Genomic DNA, 14,837 nt, shown 5'->3' on the forward strand with positions numbered 1-14,837 from the left:
CCTTCAGCTTTTCGACCTGGCGCTTCAGCGCCGCGCCGCCGATCAACGCCTGTACGCCGACGCCCAGCGCCTCTCCGTAGGCGCGGGCGACGGCATAGATCTGCATCGCCAGCTCCTGGGTCGGCGCCAGCACCATCGCCTGCACCTCCCGGTCCGCCGTATCGATCCGCTGCAGCAGCGGCAGCAGATAAGCGAGCGTCTTGCCCGAGCCGGTCTGCGAGCGGGCCGACACATGCGACCCGGACAGCAACGCCGGTATCGTCTCCGCCTGCACCTGCGTCGGGATGCGGATGTTATTGGACTCGAGCAGACTCCGCAGCTCCGGGCGGACGCCCAGTCCTTCCCATGTTTCATTCATTGCGATTATGCCTCCAAAGCGATTATTTTTTGTTGAGCCACGGGCCAGCGATCCGATCCGCCAGTCCCGGCAGCAATTGATACAGCAAGGTGCCGGCCGCCCCCATGAAGGGCAGATTGACCTCTCGCTTGCCGCGCTCGATGACCCGCAGGATCGCACGGGCGACCCGCTCGGGCTTCATCATCATCCAGCGCACGTTGTTGACATAGTGCCCGTCGGGATCGGCCGTGTCGAAGAACGGCGTCGCCACCGGCCCGGGATTGACGGCCGAGACGATGACGCCGCTACCGGCCAGCTCCAGACGCAGCGCGTTGGTAAAGCCGAGCACCGCATGCTTGGTCGCCGAGTATGCGGTCGACTTGGGCGTGCCCAGCTTGCCTGCCAGCGAAGCAATGTTGACGATCTGCCCGCTGCCCCGCTCCGTCATATATGGCAGGAGTGCCTTGGAGCAGCGGACAGTGCCCATATAGTTGGTCTCCATCATCTCAGCATAGCTCTCGATGCTGGCGTTGGCCAGCGTCTCGAAGCGGGCGTAGCCGGCATTGTTGATGAGCACGTCGATCCCGTCATAATCGGTCATAATCCGCGCGATGACCTCTGTCACCTGCGCGTCGCTCGTCACATCCATCAGATAGCTGCCATGCTCGCCCCGCAGCGTCTTGTACGTCTCGGTCAGCTTGCTCTCGCTGCGCCCGGTTATGATCGGCAGCGCCCCGTGATCGATCAGCATCTGGGCGGTCACGAGGCCGATTCCGCTTGTCGCGCCTGTGAGGAGCACTTTTTTTCCCTGTATCATGTTAGCATCACCTGTAACCATATTACTGTACTTGCCCCCTGAGAAGCAAAAAAAGCTCCCGCAGGAGCCTCCAACATGATACTATGCAATCAGGACTTGAATGTCCAATTCTCCGATGCCATCCATAATTAACGGAATGGTCAGGGCTTTTTTTGTCTCAAACCCGTCGGAAAGCGTCGAACGCACGACTCGCGGCGGCGTGATATCGACCTTTACGCCTTGATTGTAGAGCAGCGTGCTCGCATTGCCGCTGATCATGTTGCCCAACTCGGAGATGGCGCTGCTGCCGATCTCGTCGATCTCGCTCACGGTGAAGCCGCCCATCATCGCAGAGATGATCTTCAGCGCAACATCCTCAGTCAAGCCGAACACAATGTCACCGCTCATCTGCCCGGTCATTCCGATCTGGATCCAGATGTAATCCTCTACAAACTCGACATCCTTGATTCCAAGCTGTCCGGTCGCCGGCCGAATCATGACAACCTGCTCGATGACGATTCTGGCCGATTCAAGAAACGGATTAATATATTCTGCCTTCATAGTAGAGTTGCGCTCCTTTTCGACATACTTGGCTTATCAACTTCCTCTATTATACTCAATATACTAGGACAAGTATACTATCTTTTGCCAAAACAATGCAAAAACCGCCTCTCAGAGGCGGACCAAAAGCACTAATCGTGTAACTTTAGGAGGGGTTCGAGTTGCCTAATATATGGACGCATCTCATCTTCGGACAACAGGCGCTCCAGGAAACCGGCGAAAGCGGGCGTATTGACGAGCCTTCATCGAAACGTCTGTTCAATTTTGGCTGCCAGGGGCCGGACTTTTTATTCTATCATAACTATTTGCCCTGGAAAAAAAATCCGACCATGAACCGGCTCGGCAGCGCCATGCACAACCGGCATTGCGGACTGGTCATCATGGATATGCTCGATCATGTCGCTGGCCTCCCCGAGGATGCGCCCGACCGACAGCCGACGATCATCTATACGCTCGGGTTCGTCCTGCATCATGTACTCGACCGCAATATGCACCCGTTCGTGTTCAGCCGCTCCGGCTTCCGCAAGTGGGACCATCAGCGCTTCGAGGTGATGATGGACACGCTGATCGCCAAGCGGCTCCTGGGCATCGATACGTGGAAGACCCAGGTGTGGCGCGAGCTCGACTACGGTCAGCAGCTGCCTGACAGTGTCGTCGAGATGTTCGAGCAGATCGCCGCCTGCCATTATCCCGACCTGGCAGCCTCCATCGAGGCCGAGGACTGGCAGCAGGCGGCGCGCGATATGGTGCAGGCGCAGCGGCTGTTCTATGATCCGACGGGCATCCGTCGCCTGCTCACCTTCGGGCAATTCGAGGCGCTGGTCTACAAGAAGCGTCTGCCTCCGCTCGACATCCTCAATGAGCGCCGCCAGCCGTGGATCGATCCGACCAATGCCGCCAGCCGGCACGACGAGAGCGCCTGGATGCTCTGGGAGCAGGCGATGACCGAAGCCAGGGCGATCATCGGCGCAATCGTCGCCTGGCTGGAGGAGGAGCGCATAGCCAGGCAGCAGACATCATCGGGCAGCCCGGCCACCCTGCGGAGCCAAGTCGCTGCGCTGATCGCCAATCGATCCTACGAGAGCGGCCTCGACTGCGTGAGCGGACCGCCGATCCGCTTCGCCGATGCGATCTGGCCGGACGGGGGCGTCAACATCAATGAGCCGAAGGCTACAGCAGGCTGAGGCCCATCAAAGCCCGCCATGCCAGACCGTTCTCTGTCAGATCGCCTGCTGCGGATCGCCCGTCCCTCTGCGATAGCGCAAGCGGATCATCCGCAGCCGATCGTAGAGCAGGTCGACCGGTCTGTTCTTCAGCTCCTCTTCGTCATAGACATGACTGAGCACCGGCTTCAGATAGCGGTCGCCGACTGATGCGAGGGCGGCCCAGATCTTCTGCTGCTCCTCCTCCGGGACCGCAGAGAGCTCCTTGTCGATCAGCGGCTCGATATCGTACCCTTCACGCTCGAGCAGCTCCACGCGCTCCAGCAGCTCGCGGCGCGGCAGCTCCAGCTCCGTTTGTAGCTCATCGAGCGATCGACCTTCGCGGATGCCGTTCAGGATGGTGCGCTTCACTTGCTGGCGATCCAGCTCCTGCTTATATTTGTTCTCCTTTTGCTTGTACAGCCATTGCGTGTAGGTCTGCGAGTCCAGCTCGTCCATTACCCAGTGCAGCGGGAACGGTCTCGGCTGCTCGCAGGTGCGGGTGAGCGCGAGCACCTCCTCCGCGTAAGCCTCGTTTTTGGTCTCTCCCCAGCCGGGGATCTGCAGCAGCTCGCCCGCTTGCTGCGGGACGAAGGCGCTGATCATCCAGAGCATCCGATTGGTCGCGATCACATAGGCAGCCTTCTTCAGCTCGATCGCCTTGTTGCGACGCCATTCACGCAGCGTCTCGAACAATTCTGCATCCGCATACATCTCGCCGTAGCATTGGATGCAAGAGATCAGGCTGCCGGCGCCGCGGGTTGCCCCCCGATCATCGAGCATGCCGTCCATGACCGGCGTGTAGCCTGCGCCCATCTTGACCGCGATGCCGTGCCGGAAGGTCGCCACCATCTCCTCCCAGGACGCCCCTGCGAACCAAGTCTCGGCTTCCCGCTCGCCGTCGTCGTCGCGCCACAGCACATGCCAGACGCCCTGCGCCTCACAGATCGACACCTGTCCGCTCCGCACCCGGCCCTCGGCGGTTTCTTGCTCCAGCGTATTCATGAATATAACTTCCATCTTTTTTGGCCTCCTCCGAAGGAATGTATCGAATAACGACCGCCCGGAGGGATAACACCGCAGCTTCGGCCACCAAAACGGGAGCACGCAAAAAAGCACCCCTCAGCTCAATAGCCGAAGAGGTGCTTCCTCATTCCGAACCTGTTTTCGATTGATTGCATCGTACCATAATATAGCGGACCTGACAAGTCCTTTCTATGGAACGGTTCTGCCCTCATAACGTTCCGAGTAGATATCGTGTATAATGAAGAGCATCTTGTGATGGAGGCTTGGAACATGCAGCTGAACGAATTTGATTTTTTGTCCGATCTCACCGAGGATACGACCACCCGCTTCGTCACCTTCATTACGCCCGGTCTGACGCGTTTTGATCTGGCGATTACAGCGACGGCCAGATTTTATGGCAAGAAGCTGATCACCGATCTGCAGGCCGGACGCACGGTGATCGTCGGCCCCGATGATCTCGAGGAGCCAGGCTACCTCGAGGCCACCTTCCGCTTGAAGGCGGAGGAGGCAGAGGAGCTGAAGCAGTTTTTGACGCTTGTCGTCGGCGTGGTGAATTTTACCGATTGATCTGTGGAACCCTAAGGGATGGCAACTGACCCCATCCTGAGGAGGGTACATGTGTGAAAGAGAAGGAGCCTTATCTGCCCGAAGAACGAAGCCGCTACACCGACTTGTCGACGGTGGAATCCCAGCGCAACGACCTGACCACCGATCCTTAGGCAAAAGCTCGCCGTGGCGCGCCGACCAGCGGCCGCCGAACCGGTTTGACTACGAAAACCGCCATCTGCAACGAAGGACTGTCCCGTCACTTCGAGGGCGACAGCGGCGAAGGCAATGCCTCTCCCGATCTGGTAGAGGATTAGGAGCGCCCGCGGCCGTAACGCTCGACCCGGCTGAGCCGAGGCTCAGCATGCTCCTGTGCTGGCGCCGTCTTGGGGCGCGGCGCAGGCTTGGCCGGGGCTGGCCGCTCGATACGCGACTGCGCCGGCAACGCTTGCCGGCGCAGCTCCTTCACCTGCTCCTCCAGCATCTCCACGCGGGCATGCAAAGCCTGCATCGCTTGCAGCAGCCGACGGATATCGGTCTGCTCCCCGACGCCTCCCTCCACCTGGCGACCGCCAGTCTCCGACGCTTTGCCTTCCTCGCCCAGCAACGCTTCCAGCTCTTCCTTGGACAAATGTACGTTATCGGCCATGACAGGCTCCTTCTCCACTCGTGTTCTCTCTATTGTTGAGCTTTTAAAAGAGCTTGTCAATGCTTGCGCAGCCGGAAGCTTGTCGCAACGAAGAGAAGCAGCACGAGAGACACTTGCAAGGGGGCCAGCATATGGATACCGAACCACATAAACTGAATCGTCGGCACATAGACGAGAGCACTCGCATACACCATCGCAACCACCAGCAATGCGCTCCATTGATGGGTCAGCGGCATAAGAGATTTGACGATCAGAATCGCCGCCAGCATCATGATTGCCGCCTTGACAAACTTGCCCAGGAACAGCAGCAGCGTCACTAGCACGTCCAGCCGTTCCAGAAAATTAAACAACTGAATCATCTGCACAACCTCCACGTAGCGCAAGTTGAGGTTGGCTGACAAAACCGGACCAAGCGTAGCAAGGACGACGGTAAACATCAAGACGATGAAAATGGAAACCAGCCCGTAGGAAATATAGGTCACCCGAGAAAGATTGACCTCTGGCTCGACATACTTCCAAAACATCAGGAAGATAAACATCTGTGCGAACGGATACGCTGTAAACTCAAGAAACGTCGTCTTCACAATGACGCCCCAGCCAGACTCTAGCATCGGCATCAGTTGGTGATAATCTGGCAAACCCGTGGCAAAAATCAAAATCGTCAACAGCAGGAAACTGCTCAGCATAAAGGGCAGCAGCAGCTCGGAAAGCTGGAACAGCTCGCCCCCTCCAGGCCATAGCGTATAGAGACAGAGCAGACAGACGACCAGCAGGATAATCGCCATCGGCGTCTGGTTCAGAATCGTCATGACGGTCAGATCGCTCAAGTCCCGGACACTGCGCACCGCTTCGCACATCAGCGCCAGGCTTTGGACGCAGGCAAGCCCCCACCCGAGCCAACGGCCGAACTGCCGCCGCAGCAGCTTCGGAAAATCGTCATCCGGGTAACGCTTCCGAATCGTCAGCAATAGCCAGAGGAAGACCAGTCCGACCAACGCGCTGAGCGCCATGGAGATCCAGGCATCCTGTCCGGTATCCTTGTCATAGCGGAACACAGGCGTAGCGCCGACGACAAAAAGCGCGGTCATGAAGCCCAGCTGATATTTGCCGATTCGCATCACTCCGCATCCTCTCTGATCGCTCTCCGCTGGCCTTGCTCCTGCAAGGAATGGAACGTTCGATTGCTGAAGCCGACGCGCTCCAGCTTGAATGCCGAGGTCACGTCCAGATCAACCGCAGACATACGCGCCCCCCAATGATCTGCATAACGATGCCATTCCTTCGGGTACTTCTCATGCACCTTCTGGCCAAAGCCGATAACATCGCTTTCCAGTCTGCTCGCCGCCTGCCAGCCCGCTTGAATCAAAAGTTTGATTTCCTCGGCGACCCGCTCGTTGATGTTGTGTATCACCTGCGGATCATCCAGGTCATTGGGACACATGTATTCCAGGAGTACGCCCTTTGCTTGGCTGCTTACCTTCAGGGTCCAGCCTTCCGTCTTCGGTACGGGCGTCACTTTTATTTTTGCCTTGGTCACTCTGACCGACGAAGATTGGGGCGATTTATCGCTCGAGCAGCCAAAGGACAGCGTCGTTTCATCGACCTGGTTTTTGAGCCACATGACGCCGGCGCTTTCCTTCATATTGAGCCAGCCGACCAGTTGATCATGACGGATGACGCCCAGATCGCCGATTCTGATTTTCGTACGAGTATGCGTTTTTTTCTTGATATCCACCGTATCCAGTTGGCCGCCATCCCCGGTAATGAGCAGACTCGGAATGACTGTCGCTTGACTTGGCCCGAGCAAGTCGAGCAATACCCGCATGACGGTTTTGTTTTCGGCGATCGTGCCGTTCTTCACTTCATTGCGCACCAGCTTCTGCAACGCCGCGCCCGGTATGCTTTCGCCCGGTATCAACTGCTCCAATATGGTGCGGGCTTCGCCTCTCGCCAGGAACATGCTTACCGTCTCCCGGGCATCGTTATTACGCATATAGACCTCAAGCACCTGATCGATCCCCCCTTTGGCGACCTGATCGCTAATGACAACGATTTGATTATGCGCAAAATAGAGCTTGCGGGACATCTCCCGGGACGCCTTGCTGATCGCGGCACGGAAGCTCTCCCCTTCCGTCGAAAAAACATTGACCGGCGCAACATTGACATTGCCCCCCATCTGCGGAGCGATCGACTGCGGAATAACGAGCTGATAGGAGATGACCCATCGGCCGTCCTCCTTCATATCCACGGCGGTCGCCGACACGATGCCGATCTCATTAAGCTCTATACGGTTCCAGCAGCCCGTCAACACCAAGCATCCTGCAAGGAGCCCGCCGACCAGGATGCCGCGCCTGCGCCACTTGCTCATATCCGAGCGCCCCCTTCAAATACCAATCGTATCGCCACATGCTCTGCTGTTACAGCTGCTGACGGGGCTTGCGGTCCCTCGCCAGCGTTTTCCACGAAGCCCGAATGAAGACATCGCGCAGCGCGCCGGGCTGGAGCGGGCTAAGCGGCGCCAGATAGGAGATGCCAAAGGAACGGAGCCGCGCCAGATGGACCAGGAGCAGGATCACTCCTGCAACCAAGCCAAAAAATCCGAGCACAGCCGCAAGGCCCATAAACAAAAATCGGAACAGACGCGCGGTCGCGGCGATACTAATCTGTGGAATGCTAAAGCTGGCAATAGCCGTAAAGGAGACGATAATGACCATGCCTGCCGAGACCAGCCCCGCCTGAACTGAAGCCTGCCCCAGCACCAGCGCGCCGACAATCGAGATGGCGGGTCCGATCGCCCGAGGCATCCGCACCCCGGCCTCCCGCAGCACCTCAAAGGTCAGCTCCATCAGCATCGCCTCGATGAACGCCGGGAAAGGAATGCCCTCCCGCTGCGCTGCGAGGCTGATCAGGAGCGGAGTTGGCAGCATCTCCGGGTGGAAGGTGGTCACTGCGATGTACAGCCCCGGCAGCAGCATCGATACAAAGTACGCGGCAAATCGCGTCAGCCGCAAAAAAGTCGCAATGTCCGCGCGCTGGTAATAATCCTCAGGCGATTGGAAGAAGGAAAAAAATGTCGCCGGCGCCACCAATACAAATGGCGTGCCGTCGACCAAGATAGCGATACGTCCTTCCAGCAGCGCCCCGGCAACGCTGTCCGGTCGTTCCGTATTAAAGATAAGCGGGAAAGGCGTGTATCCGCGCTCTATGAACAGTTCCTCCAGGTACTCCCCCTCCAGCAAGGCGTCGATTTTCAATTGCTCCAGCTTGGCAGTAACCGACTGCAGCACCTGCTTATCGACGATGTCTTCCAGATACACAATCGATACGTTGGTCTGGGTCTGGCTGCCCAAGAGCATCGACTGTACGCGCAGCTGTTCGGAATGAATAATCCGCCGGATGAGCGCCACATTGGTATTGATGTTCTCATTGAAGCTATGCTGCGGCCCGCGCAGCACCGTCTCTGTCGTCGGCTCAGAGACGGGACGCTCCTCCGCTCCCTTGATCTCGGCCGACAGAGCGCAGGCCGCGCCCTCGGTCAAAATCAGGCAGCTCCCGAACAACAGCTCGCGGATCGCCTGGCCGAGATCAGAATGCATACGCACATGACCGATCGACAGACGGCCTGCGGCGATAAATCTCAGACTTGGCTCGCCTGCTGCCACAGCCCTCTCGTCCGTATCCGTCCCTTGCATGAGCGGCGCCATGATCTCCTCCTGCAGCGACCTCTCATCGATTAGCCCCGTCAGATAAACCAAGGTGAACGTCCCCCAGGGACCTGTGCCGAGAGGGCGGATGACCAGATCGGCGCTCTCACCCAGCCGTTTCCGTATCTCGCTTATATTTGCGTCCAGACTGGAAGTAATCATTATGGATCATCCCTCTCTGCGTAAAGGGCAACCAACTGGAAACCTAGCCCATCTTGCTTAGGATGTCGATCCGACATGAAAAATATGTATGCGGGCTCAGAATCGAAAAAAACCGCCGAGCCCGGGGCTCGGCGGCAACGCTCGCTAATCTATCAATTGATAAGCGCCATGATGGGTCGGACCGATGCCGCCGCCGATCGCCAGCGCCTCGCCGATCGCGGCATCGATGAATGCCTTGGCCGTAGCGAAGGCCTGCTGCATCGAGCGTCCCTTGGCCAGCTCTGCGGTCAGAGCCGCTGAGAGCGTGCAGCCGGTGCCATGCGTATGCCAGGTAGCGATGCGCGGCGAGGCGAGACGCAGCATCTCACGTCCGCCGTAGAGCAGATCGATGGCGTCGCCCTCGCACAGATGTCCGCCCTTGAGCAGCACATACTGCGGCCCTAGCTTATGCAGAGCCCGCGCTACCGCCTCCATATCCTCCACTCGATCGGTGAGCGGCAGCCCCGCCAGTCTGCACGCCTCCGGCAGATTGGGCATGACGACAGTGGCGAGCGGCAGCAGCAGGCTGCGCAGCGCTTCCACCGCCTCGTCCTGCAGCAGCGCCGTGCCGCCCTTGGCGATCATCACCGGATCGATGACCAATCTCGCGTCCGTGCCCCGTAGCCCGCGCGCCACGCAATCGATGATCTCGGCCGAGTAGAGCATACCGGTCTTGATCGCATCGGCGCCGATATCCGACAGCACCGCATGCATTTGCGCCTCGATGCACGCGGTCGTCTGCGGATAGACGCCATGGACGCCCAGTGTATTTTGCGCTGTCAGCACCGTGATGACGCTCATCCCGTAGGCGCGCAATTGATGGAAGGTCTTCAGATCGGCCTGGATGCCAGCTCCGCCTCCCGAGTCCGAGCCGGCAATCGTAAGCGCTCGCGCGATCATGGAGTCACCGCCTCTCTCATACTCGCAGTGCCGCTCATCCGACTCGTGAACCGCTCAGGCGCGAAGCGGGCAAGCGCTGTCGTCGGCTCGCGGCCCTCGATGAGGTCCAGCGTCGCCTGCGCAGTGACCGGGCTGAGCAGGATGCCGTTGCGGTAATGCCCCGCCGCCATCAGGACGCGCGGCAGCTCGAGCAGTCTGCCCAGCAGCGGATAGCCGTCCTGGGTCGCTGGACGCAGTCCGGCCCAGCGATGGAAGGGGCGCAGCGGCTCGAGGAACGGATACAGCCGATGATTCCAGGCGAGCAGCCGCCCGATGCCCCGCTCGGTCACTGTCGTATCGAAGCCTGCGACATCCTCGGAAGCGCCGCAGACGAGGGTGCCCCCCGCCTTGGGCACGACATAGCCTTGACTGCCAAACACCATATGACGGATCGCGCCGGGATCAGGCAGCTCGTAGGCGCAGATCTGGCCGCGGATCGGGTAGATCGGGATGCGCAGACCGAGCTGAGCCTCCAGCCCGCCCGTCCAGGCGCCGCTGGCGATGACCAGCTCGTCGCCCTCATAGACGATGCCATTGCCATCGATCGCGCTTGCGCAGTCAGCCTCGACGGTCCCCGGCCGGACGCTGCCGATCCGCTCCACGATCCGGACGCCGTGCAGCCGACAAGCCTGCTCCAGTGCGCGCACATAGTCGGGCGCATAGATATGACTCTCCTCGGGATGGTAGAGCGCAGCCTCGACGCGCGGCGACAAGGCCGGCTCCAGCTCCCGCAGCGCCGCGCCCTCGACGAGCTCTGGCTGTCGTCCGTATGCCTCCTGCCAGGCGGCCCGGGCGGCGAGCGCCAGCCGATCGGAGGCATGATACGCGACATTCAGCGAGCCGGAGGCGCTATACTCGAAGTCCAGACCGGAGGCGTCCTTGACCGCTTGCTGCCACCGGGGATAGAGCCTCAGACTGGCCAGGCAGAGACGAAAAAAATCATCCGGCCCTTCGCCATTCTCCGAGAAAGGCGCCAGCATCCCCGCCGCTGCCCCGGACGCCTGACCGCCGCATACGTCCTGCTCCAGCACCGTTGCCTGATGGCCGCGACGGACCGCTTCGAAGGCGATGGACAGACCGATGACGCCGCCGCCAAGGATAATGATTCGCTTGCTCATCCCTTCACCTTCCACTCGTCATACCCGCTGCTCGCGGTCGCATACTTGCGCTTCGGGATGCGTCCTGCAAGATAGGATAGTCGTCCCGCCTCGATCGCCAGCTTCATCGCATAGGCCATCTGCACCGGGTCGACCGCCTTGGCGACCGGCGTATTCATCAGCACGCCGTCCGCGCCGAGCTCCATCGCCTGCGCGACGTCGGCCGCGCTGCCCAGACCGGCATCGACGATGATCGGCACCTTGGCCTCTTCTACGATCAGGCCGAGATTGTAGGGATTAAGGATGCCCAGGCCCGTGCCGATCGGCGCGCCTCCCGGCATGACGGCGGCCGCTCCCGCCTCCTCCAGCCGCTTGCATAGGATCGGATCATCGGAGGTATAGGGGAGCACGATGAACCCCTCCGATGCCAGGATCTCGGTCGCCCGCAGCGTCTCGAGCGGATCGGGCAGCAGCGTACGCTCATTGGCGCTGATCTCCACCTTGATCCAGTCGCTCAGTCCCGATGCTCTGGCCATCCTGGCGATCCGCACCGCCTCCTCGGCGGTCGAAGCTCCCGATGTATTGGGCAGGTAGGTGAACGGCTTGAAGTCCAGATGATGCAGGATCGCGTCATCCTCCGGCTCCTCCAGATTGATGCGTCGGATCGCAAAGGTCAGCACCTCGGCCTCCGATACCCGGATCGCCTCATTCTGCACATATGGGTTGGGATAACGCCCCGTCCCGAGGAAAAATCGGGACGTCAACGCTTTGCCGCCGATTACCAACGGGTCTTGCACTGCTGCGTCTGTCGTCATCGGTCAGCCTCCTCCTACGAAATGTACCAGCTCGATGCGCATCTCCTCAGCAAGCGGCATCGTCTCCCAGTCAGCCTTGTCGATAATCCGGCCATCGATCTCGGCGACGACCAGTTGGTCCAGCAAGTCGTAATGCCGCATCACATCGCTGAGTACTGTTGCCTCCAGGTCAGCTGGCTTGCCGTTGATCAACAGTCTCATCGCTGCACCTCCCGGCCGCCGGCCTTCTGTATAGCCAGACGAAAAGCCTCGCAAGTTCCCCGCACATCGCTGCTGCCGACGATCTCGCTGATCGCGCAGATCCGGCGCGCGCCGGCCTGCAACACCTCATCGACATTATGGAGCTTGATGCCGCCGATCGCTACCCACGGGATCGTAATCTCGGCCGCCACCTGACGGACATAGTCCGTCGTCACCGGATCGACGACATCGACCTTGCTCTTGGTCGCGAAGACCGGACCGACGCCGATGTAGTCCGCCCCCTCGCGCTGCGCCTCGCGCGCTTCCTCGATCGCGTGCGTCGAGATGCCGATGATCTTGTCCCCCATGATACGGCGAGCCGCCGCCAGCGGCAGGTCGTCCTGTCCGAGGTGGATGCCGTCGGCATCGACGGCCAGCGCGATATCGATATGATCGTTGACGATGAATGTGACCCCATAGCGCCTGGTCAGCTCTCGCAGCTCCTCTGCCTTGCGCAGCACGGTCCGCTTGGGACTGGTCTTGTCTCGCAGTTGGATGATGTCGCTGCCCCCGCGGATCGCTTCCTCGATGACCTCCATCTGCGAACGGCCGGGGTGGAACTGCTCCCCCGTGATCGTATACAACGTAAAATCATTCATGAGGCTTCCCTCCTATTGTAATGCTTGCCTTACATCCCGATGTAGCGGGCATAAAGCGACTTGGCCCGCACCGGGTCCTCCGTGCCCTGCACGAGCACGCGCCCGTCAGGGAACAGCACGAGCCGCTCCCCCTCGACGAGTTGCACGCGCAGGAGGTACGGGTTGGCGCTCACCTCGCCCGCCTCCTGTAGCTTCATCCGCCAGAGCGCCAGATCGAGCGGTCGCCCGCCATCGATCTGCACCGTATCTCTGCCGCACATCAAGGCGATGCCCGTGCTGTCGGCCTGGAGCGCCGGAAACTCCAAACGTCCGCAGGTTGGACAGTCCGGTCGCGCTGCCGGCAGCTTCATCTCGTACGTATGATAGCTCCACATCTCCCAGGACAGCAGGCTGCGGCGGACACGCTGTCGATCACCGACGAGCAGCTTGAGCGCCTCTACCGCCTGGAAGGAGGCCACCACATCGACGATCGGCGAGATGACCCCGATCATGTCGCAGGTCTGGCCGTCGCCGCCGGTCGACTCGGGCAGCAGGCACCGCAAGCAGCATGTCTCGCCCGGGACGAAAGCGGCGCTCATGCCCCGCGAGCTGACGGCGCCCCCATAGATAAACGGAATTCCTGCTTCAAAGCACGCATCGTTAAGCAGATAGCGAGTCTGAAAGTTGTCCGTGCCGTCAAGCACCAGATCAACGCCCTCCATAAAGGACGCGATATTGGCCGGCGTCACGTCGCTCACAAACGCCTCGATCCGGCAGGCCGAATAAATGCGCTCCAGCTTGGCTTGCGCCGCCACGGCCTTGGGCAACGATTGGCGGGCGTCCTCTTCGTCATAGAGCATCTGCCGCTGCAGATTGCTCCATTCGACGAAGTCGCGATCGACGATCCGCACCTGTCCTACCCCTGCTCGTACGATATGATTGGCAAGCGCCGTGCCGAGCGCCCCCATGCCGACGATCAGGACGCTGCCTGCTTCGAGCCGCTGCTGTCCGACTTCGCCGATCGGGGCAAACAACCGCTGCCGGGAAAAGCGGTCCTGTTCCTCCTTCATGCTGCTCTCTCCCTTCACGCTCTCCTCCTGGACAAACAAAAAAAGACACAATGCGCACGCAAAGTGTCTTGACGGTCGATCATCCGCCCACTATTGTCCCTACGCTGGCATTACCCAAACAGGTTCCTATGGTCCCGCATCGGCATAGATGCAATCTCAGCCTGCTTCCGCAAGCACCCACTTCTTATCTATGAAGTTCCTCTTAATTATAGAAGAAGCCATTGTATTATACAAGACTTCGACCCGGAATTGCTGTACAATAACAGACAAGATCTATGTATTCCATAGCCGCATTTTGCAGACTCGCTTGTTCTTATTAGGGGGCCGCGCATGCTTATTTACAAAAGCTTTTTCATTAACCTTTCCATCCTGGTGACCTGCTCGTATTTGTTTAATCTCGTCTACAAGCAGCTGTTCGCCAAAGCCGACTGGCGGCTTCGCCAGACCGCAATGGTCGTCATCTTCATCCTCGCCGGCTGGCTGTCCATGGTGTTCAGCGTACGGACGGACGCGTATGCCTTGTTTGACCTGCGCGCGGTGCCTATCATATTCGCGGCGCTGGTATTCCGCGATCCGCGTCTGCTGCTGGTGATTGGTCTGGGGATCGCCGCCTTCCGTTATGCGGTCACCGGCTTGACCTCTACGGCAGTGACAGGCTCGATCAATATCCTGATGCTGGGGATCGTCGGGGCGCTACTCGTGGCGCTCTTCAATCGCAAGGATTGGAGATACCGCTGGAAGGCTGGCTTGGCCATCTTCATCATCAATACGGTACAGGTCACCGGAATTGCGCTCTTCGGCGCCGTTCCTACAAGCCTCTATCTTTATGAGATTGCTCCCTTTACTTATCCGACCAGCCTCATCGTCAGCACGTTCTTCGTCTTCATCATGAGAGACTTCTACAAGGAGCAGATGCGGGGAGAGGAGCTGCGGCACAAAAATACGATCCTGAAGAAGCAAGCGAAGGAGCTTAAGGCAGCCAAAGAGGAGCTGGAGCTCAAAACGCTGCAGCTGCGGCAATCCGCCAAATACAAGTCGGAGTTCATGGCCACGATGTCCCATGAGCTGAAGACGCC

17 protein-coding genes are annotated in these 14,837 nt (G+C 59.6%); 3 read left to right on the forward strand and 14 right to left on the reverse strand.

Going from position 1 to position 14,837, the window contains the following annotated elements:
• From PA598K_RS37985 to PA598K_RS15145, 3 genes are all read right to left on the reverse strand, one after another.
• Positions 1-358, reverse strand: a 358-nt coding sequence (locus tag PA598K_RS37985; protein WP_260405423.1) for a DEAD/DEAH box helicase, incomplete at its 3' end; no start/stop codon positions are given.
• A 22-nt stretch (positions 359-380) separates the two neighbouring features.
• A complete protein-coding gene (locus PA598K_RS15140) occupies positions 381-1,154 on the reverse strand; it encodes an SDR family NAD(P)-dependent oxidoreductase (RefSeq protein ID WP_128657774.1) in 774 nt (257 codons plus the stop codon).
• A gap of 81 nt (positions 1,155-1,235) precedes the next feature.
• Entirely contained in the window at positions 1,236-1,694 is a 459-nt protein-coding gene (locus PA598K_RS15145; RefSeq protein ID WP_128657775.1) for a chemotaxis protein CheX, read from the reverse strand.
• Positions 1,695-1,855: 161 nt separating this feature from the next.
• Between PA598K_RS15145 and PA598K_RS15150 the strand changes: the two genes are divergently transcribed.
• On the forward strand, positions 1,856-2,878 hold the full coding sequence (locus PA598K_RS15150; protein ID WP_128657776.1) for a zinc dependent phospholipase C family protein: 1,023 nt from the start codon (positions 1,856-1,858) through the stop codon (positions 2,876-2,878).
• A gap of 36 nt (positions 2,879-2,914) precedes the next feature.
• Here PA598K_RS15150 and PA598K_RS15155 read toward each other — a convergent pair whose 3' ends face one another.
• Positions 2,915-3,916, reverse strand: a complete 1,002-nt coding sequence (locus PA598K_RS15155) for an HRDC domain-containing protein (RefSeq protein ID WP_128657777.1) — start codon at positions 3,914-3,916, stop codon at positions 2,915-2,917.
• Between the two features lie 276 nt (positions 3,917-4,192).
• Between PA598K_RS15155 and PA598K_RS15160 the strand changes: the two genes are divergently transcribed.
• Positions 4,193-4,489, forward strand: a complete 297-nt coding sequence (locus tag PA598K_RS15160) for a DUF3055 domain-containing protein (protein ID WP_185601997.1) — start codon at positions 4,193-4,195, stop codon at positions 4,487-4,489.
• A gap of 292 nt (positions 4,490-4,781) precedes the next feature.
• Here PA598K_RS15160 and PA598K_RS15170 read toward each other — a convergent pair whose 3' ends face one another.
• The 10 genes from PA598K_RS15170 to PA598K_RS15215 form a co-directional block, all read right to left on the reverse strand.
• The gene (locus PA598K_RS15170; RefSeq protein ID WP_128657778.1) at positions 4,782-5,117 is read right to left on the reverse strand and encodes a hypothetical protein; all 336 of its coding nucleotides are present in this window, start codon (positions 5,115-5,117) and stop codon (positions 4,782-4,784) included.
• Between the two features lie 56 nt (positions 5,118-5,173).
• The gene (locus PA598K_RS15175) at positions 5,174-6,235 is read right to left on the reverse strand and encodes a GerAB/ArcD/ProY family transporter (protein ID WP_128657779.1); all 1,062 of its coding nucleotides are present in this window, start codon (positions 6,233-6,235) and stop codon (positions 5,174-5,176) included.
• Positions 6,235-7,485, reverse strand: a complete 1,251-nt coding sequence (locus tag PA598K_RS15180) for a Ger(x)C family spore germination protein (RefSeq protein ID WP_128657780.1) — start codon at positions 7,483-7,485, stop codon at positions 6,235-6,237. Before PA598K_RS15180 ends, PA598K_RS15175 begins: the two co-directional genes overlap by 1 nt.
• Before the next feature lie 49 nt (positions 7,486-7,534).
• The gene (locus tag PA598K_RS15185) at positions 7,535-8,983 is read right to left on the reverse strand and encodes a spore germination protein (RefSeq protein ID WP_128657781.1); all 1,449 of its coding nucleotides are present in this window, start codon (positions 8,981-8,983) and stop codon (positions 7,535-7,537) included.
• Between the two features lie 144 nt (positions 8,984-9,127).
• Complete coding sequence (gene thiD / locus PA598K_RS15190) at positions 9,128-9,922, reverse strand: bifunctional hydroxymethylpyrimidine kinase/phosphomethylpyrimidine kinase (RefSeq protein WP_128657782.1); 795 nt, start codon at positions 9,920-9,922, stop codon at positions 9,128-9,130.
• Entirely contained in the window at positions 9,919-11,079 is a 1,161-nt protein-coding gene (thiO, locus tag PA598K_RS15195; RefSeq protein WP_128657783.1) for a glycine oxidase ThiO, read from the reverse strand. The genes thiD and thiO overlap by 4 nt, the downstream gene beginning before the upstream one ends.
• Positions 11,076-11,873 carry a thiazole synthase gene (locus PA598K_RS15200; RefSeq protein WP_128657784.1) on the reverse strand — a complete coding sequence of 266 codons (798 nt, stop codon included), beginning with the start codon at positions 11,871-11,873 and terminating at the stop codon, positions 11,076-11,078. Before PA598K_RS15200 ends, thiO begins: the two co-directional genes overlap by 4 nt.
• Positions 11,874-11,876: 3 nt before the next feature.
• Positions 11,877-12,074 carry a sulfur carrier protein ThiS gene (gene thiS, locus PA598K_RS15205; RefSeq protein ID WP_128657785.1) on the reverse strand — a complete coding sequence of 66 codons (198 nt, stop codon included), beginning with the start codon at positions 12,072-12,074 and terminating at the stop codon, positions 11,877-11,879.
• Positions 12,071-12,712: a thiamine phosphate synthase gene (thiE, locus tag PA598K_RS15210; RefSeq protein WP_128657786.1), complete on the reverse strand. Its 642-nt coding sequence runs from the start codon at positions 12,710-12,712 to the stop codon at positions 12,071-12,073. Before thiE ends, thiS begins: the two co-directional genes overlap by 4 nt.
• A gap of 29 nt (positions 12,713-12,741) precedes the next feature.
• A complete protein-coding gene (locus PA598K_RS15215; protein ID WP_128657787.1) occupies positions 12,742-13,761 on the reverse strand; it encodes a ThiF family adenylyltransferase in 1,020 nt (339 codons plus the stop codon).
• Positions 13,762-14,091: 330 nt separating this feature from the next.
• Between PA598K_RS15215 and PA598K_RS15220 the strand changes: the two genes are divergently transcribed.
• Positions 14,092-14,837: LytS/YhcK type 5TM receptor domain-containing protein (locus PA598K_RS15220; protein WP_305779909.1), on the forward strand; the 746-nt coding region annotated here is incomplete at its 3' end.

It is taken from the genome of Paenibacillus sp. 598K (assembly GCF_003851045.1).
GTDB lineage: Bacteria > Bacillota > Bacilli > Paenibacillales > Paenibacillaceae > Paenibacillus_D.